Origin of the sequence: Streptomyces recifensis (genome assembly GCF_002154615.1) — a bacterium.
In the GTDB taxonomy this organism is placed as follows: Bacteria; Actinomycetota; Actinomycetes; order Streptomycetales; family Streptomycetaceae; genus Streptomyces; species Streptomyces griseoluteus.
Window position 1 is genome coordinate 1 of the sequence record NZ_MUNH01000374.1, and the last position, 4,125, is coordinate 4,125.

Annotated in this window: 5 protein-coding genes; 3 read left to right on the top strand and 2 right to left on the bottom strand. The window is 74.2% G+C overall.

What is annotated here, in order from left to right:
- Positions 1-116: 116 nt before the first annotated feature.
- The gene (locus CCN33_RS19690; protein WP_086694898.1) at positions 117-377 is read right to left on the bottom strand and encodes a DUF4031 domain-containing protein; all 261 of its coding nucleotides are present in this window, start codon (positions 375-377) and stop codon (positions 117-119) included.
- A gap of 13 nt (positions 378-390) precedes the next feature.
- Positions 391-786, bottom strand: coding sequence for a hypothetical protein (locus CCN33_RS19695; RefSeq protein ID WP_086694899.1), 396 nt, complete (start codon positions 784-786; stop codon positions 391-393).
- A gap of 55 nt (positions 787-841) precedes the next feature.
- Here CCN33_RS19695 and CCN33_RS19700 point away from each other — a divergent pair, with 55 nt between their 5' ends.
- From CCN33_RS19700 to CCN33_RS19710, 3 genes are all read left to right on the top strand, one after another.
- A complete protein-coding gene (locus tag CCN33_RS19700; protein ID WP_086694900.1) occupies positions 842-1,747 on the top strand; it encodes a MurR/RpiR family transcriptional regulator in 906 nt (301 codons plus the stop codon).
- Between the two features lie 62 nt (positions 1,748-1,809).
- Positions 1,810-2,736: an N-acetylmuramic acid 6-phosphate etherase gene (gene murQ / locus CCN33_RS19705; protein ID WP_086694901.1), complete on the top strand. Its 927-nt coding sequence runs from the start codon at positions 1,810-1,812 to the stop codon at positions 2,734-2,736.
- 70 nt (positions 2,737-2,806) lie between these two features.
- Positions 2,807-4,125 (top strand): PTS transporter subunit EIIC (locus tag CCN33_RS19710; RefSeq protein WP_086694902.1); only part of this gene is annotated, 1,319 nt, incomplete at its 3' end.

Genomic DNA, 4,125 nt, shown 5'->3' on the forward strand with positions numbered 1-4,125 from the left:
AGGTGGACGTGGGGGGTCTCCTCCGTGCGGGGCCGGGTCGCGGGGAGTGGTCTGCGGGGCGTGCATGGGGGTCGACCCTAGGCAGCGTGGCCAAGGGGGCACATCGGGCGGTGGTCCTAGGACCCCTTACGTCGTCTCAGCCCCGCCGCGTGCAGCAGGCGCACCACGTCCCGGCTGCGGACCTCCACCGCGCCCGCGGCGACGGCGTCGGCGTAGCGGTGGGAGGGGATGTCGTAGTGGTCGCGTTCGAAGGCGCGTGGGGGCACGCCGAGGGTCGCGGCGAAGAGGTGCAGCTCGTCGTAGGAGACGTCGCTGATCAGGTGGGACCACAGGCGGCCGTGGCCGGGCCAGGTGGGCGGGTCGATGTAGACGGTCACGCGGGGCCGGCCGTCACTTGGGAGTGTTCCCGTCCAGCGCCTTGGCGAGGGAGCCGACGGGGGCGACATCCACGCCGGACTCGTGGCAGACCCAGTGCGGGTCGGGGCCCAGCTCCGGCTCGACGTCCAGCGCGTGCGGATCGCCCGTGGCGCACACCGGGCACAGCGGCCAGCGGCCCTTCCGTTCCAGCAGCGCGTCCTGCACGTCCTGCGCGACCAGGCCCGAGACGAAGGCGGCGCCCTCGGGCCACTGCTCCACCCACCAGCGGCGCTGCGCGAGCGACTCCTCCACCAGCGAGACCACGTCCGCCTCGGCCACGTCACCCGCCACGAGGTCGGCGAGCACCAGCGCACGGGCCGCGTGCAAGGCCTGTTCGAGCGAGCTGACGGGATTGGCGGCGTCGTCCATGCACCCATTGTGCGCACTCTTGCCCCGCCTGCCGAACCGGAAATATCTTTCAGGGGTGACCCAGGACGTGAAGGAAACTTTCGGGAGTCCCGGCGGCTCGCTCGCCGCCAAGGTGCGCACCCTCACGCCGTCCATGACGCGGTCCATGCAGCGCGTGGCGGATGCCGTGGCCGGCGACCCGGCGGGCTGCGCCGCTCTCACCGTCACCGGGCTCGCGGAGCTGACCGGCACCAGCGAGGCCACGGTCGTACGCACCGCCCGCATCCTCGGTTACCCCGGCTACCGCGACCTGCGGCTCGCCCTCGCCGGGCTCGCGGCCCGGCAGGAGGCCGGGAGCGCGCCCGCGATCACCACGGACATCGCGGTGGACGACCCGCTCACCGAGGTGATCGCCAAGCTGGCCTACGAGGAGCAGCAGACCCTCGCCGACACCGCCGCCGGACTGGACACCGCCCAGCTCGGCGCGGCCGTCACCGCGCTCGCCGCCGCCCGCCGTACGGACGTGTACGGCATAGGGGCGTCCGGCCTGGTCGCGCAGGACCTCACCCAGAAGCTGCTGCGCATCGGGCTGGTCGCGCACGCGCCGGGCGACCCGCACCTCGCGGTGACCAACGCGGTGCAGCTCCGCGCGGGGGACGTCGCCGTGGCCATCACCCACTCGGGCTCGACCGGTGACGTCATAGAACCGCTGCGCACCGCCTTCGAGCGCGGCGCGACCACCATCGCCATCACCGGCCGCCCCGACTCGCCCGTCACCCAGTACGCCGACCACGTGCTGACCACCGCCACCTCCCGCGAGAGCGAGCTGCGGCCCGCGGCGATGTCCTCCCGTACGGGTCAACTCTTCGTCGTGGACTGCCTGTTCGTCGGCGTGGCCCAGCGGACGTACGAGAGCGCGGCCCCCGCCCTGGCCGCGTCCTACGAGGCACTGGCCCACCGGCACCGGAGCGCGACGCGTTAGCTTTCTCCCAGGTTCTCCGCCAGCTTTCTTCGTTCGGACCCGACCGGAAAGAGCCGCATCAGATGACCGACTCCCGTCACCTCCAGAGCGAGCTGGCCACCCTGACCACCGAGGCGTTCCGGCCGGAGCTGGCCGGAATCGACCAACTGCCCACGCTGGACATCGCCCGGCTGATGAACGGCGAGGACACCGGCGTCCCCGCGGCCGTCGCCGCCCGCCTGCCCGAGATCGCCGCCGCCGTCGACGCCGTCGCCGCCCGCATGGAGCGCGGCGGCCGCCTCGTCTACGCCGGTGCCGGCACGGCCGGACGGCTCGGCGTGCTGGACGCCTCCGAGTGCCCGCCCACCTTCAACACCGCCCCCGGCCAGGTCCTCGGACTCATCGCGGGCGGACCGGGCGCGCTGGTGAACTCCGCGGAGGGCGCGGAGGACTCCCCCGGCCTGGCCCGCGCCGACCTGGACGCGCTGAAGCTGACCCCGGACGACTCGGTGGTCGGCGTCTCCGCGTCCGGGCGCACCCCGTACGCGATCGGCGCGGTGGAGCACGCCCGCGCGGCCGGCGCCCTGACGGTGGGCCTGTCCTGCAACGCGAACAGCGCCCTCGCGGCCGCCGCCGAGCACGGCATCGAGGTGGTCGTCGGCCCCGAACTCCTCACCGGCTCGACCCGCCTGAAGGCAGGCACGGCCCAGAAGCTGGTCCTGAACATGCTGTCCACGATCACGATGATCCGTCTCGGCAAGACCTACGGAAACCTGATGGTCGACGTCCGCGCCTCCAACGCCAAGCTCCGCGCCCGCTCGCGGCGGATCGTGGCGCAGGCGACCGGGGCGCCGGACGCGGAGATCGAGAGCGCCCTGACGGAGGCGGACGGCGAGGTGAAGACGGCGATCCTGATCATCCTGGCAGGGGTGGACGGGGGTACGGCGACGCGCCTCCTGGAGGAGTCGGACGGCAGGCTGCGGGCGGCACTGAGGAAGGCGGGGGCGTAGGGGCGACGCGTACCGCCTTCCGGAGGAGTCCCGCGCGCCGGACCGGCCAGGGTGGCGCAGGCTCGGCAGCGTGCGTAACGACACCGCGACCGCGTCCGCCGTCCTCGCCCTGACGGGCGGCCCCGCCAACGTCCGTCACGTCACCCACTGCCTCACCCGGCTCCGGCTCACCGTCACCGACCCGGCCGCCGTCGACGAGGAGGCGCTGCGCGCGCTGCCGGGCGTGCTCGGGGTGATCGGGGCGGGGACGCCGTCACTACAGGTGGTGCTGGGACCGGGGGTGGTGGACACGGTCACGGCGGAGGTGCAGCGGCAGCTCGCGGCAGGGGCGCGCGCCCAGGGCGTAGGAGCGAGGGCGGGCGCCGTGGAAACGGACGAGGGGTCCCACTCGCCCACCGGGCCCTCGCGGAAGGGCCCCCTCGCCGTCTCCCTGAGCCGCGTCGCCAACGTCTTCATCCCCCTCATCCCCGCCCTCGTCGGCTGCGGCATCGTCGCCGGCGTGGGCGGCCTGCTCACCAACGCCGGCTGGCTCCCCGGCCTCACCCCGGCCCTGGCCGCCGTCGCCTCCGGGTTCATGGCCCTGATCGCGGTGTTCGTCGGCTACCAGGCCGCGAAGGAGTTCGGCGGCACCCCGATCCTGGGCGGTGCCGTGGCCGCCGTGATCGTCCATCCCGGCGTCGCGAAGGTGACGGCCTTCGGCGCACACCTCTCCCCCGGCCAGGGCGGAGTCCTCGGCGCACTCGCCGCCGCCCTGCTCGCGACCCGGATCGAGAAGTGGTGCCGGGGACGCCTGCCGGGCGCGCTGGACGTCCTGCTCACCCCCACCGTCACCGTCCTGGTCGCGGGCCTCGCCACCCTGTACGGCCTGATGTACGCGGCCGGAGCCGTGGCCACCGCGATCGGCACCGGCGCGAACTGGCTGCTCACCACCACCGGCGCGTTCGCGGGCCTGATCCTCGGCGGACTGTTCCTCCCGCTGGTGATGCTCGGCCTGCACCAGGCCCTGATCCCCATCCACACCACCCTGATCGAGCAGCAGGGCTACACGGTCCTCCTCCCCCTGCTGGCCATGGCCGGCGCGGGCCAGGTCGGCGGCGCGCTCGCGGTGTACGTACGCCTGCGCCACGACACCACCCTGCGCGCCACGATCCGCTCGGCCCTCCCCGCGGGCCTGCTGGGCGTGGGCGAGCCCCTGATCTACGGCGTCTCGCTCCCCCTGGGCCGCCCGTTCGTCACCGCCTGCGTGGGCGGGGCGGCGGGCGGCGGGTTCGTCGGGTTCTTCGCCATGCTCGGCGAGAAGGTCGGCGCCACCGCCATCGGCCCCTCCGGCTGGGCCCTGGTTGCCGGTGAGGAGGGGGAAGAGGGCCCAGCCGGAGGGGCCGATGGCGG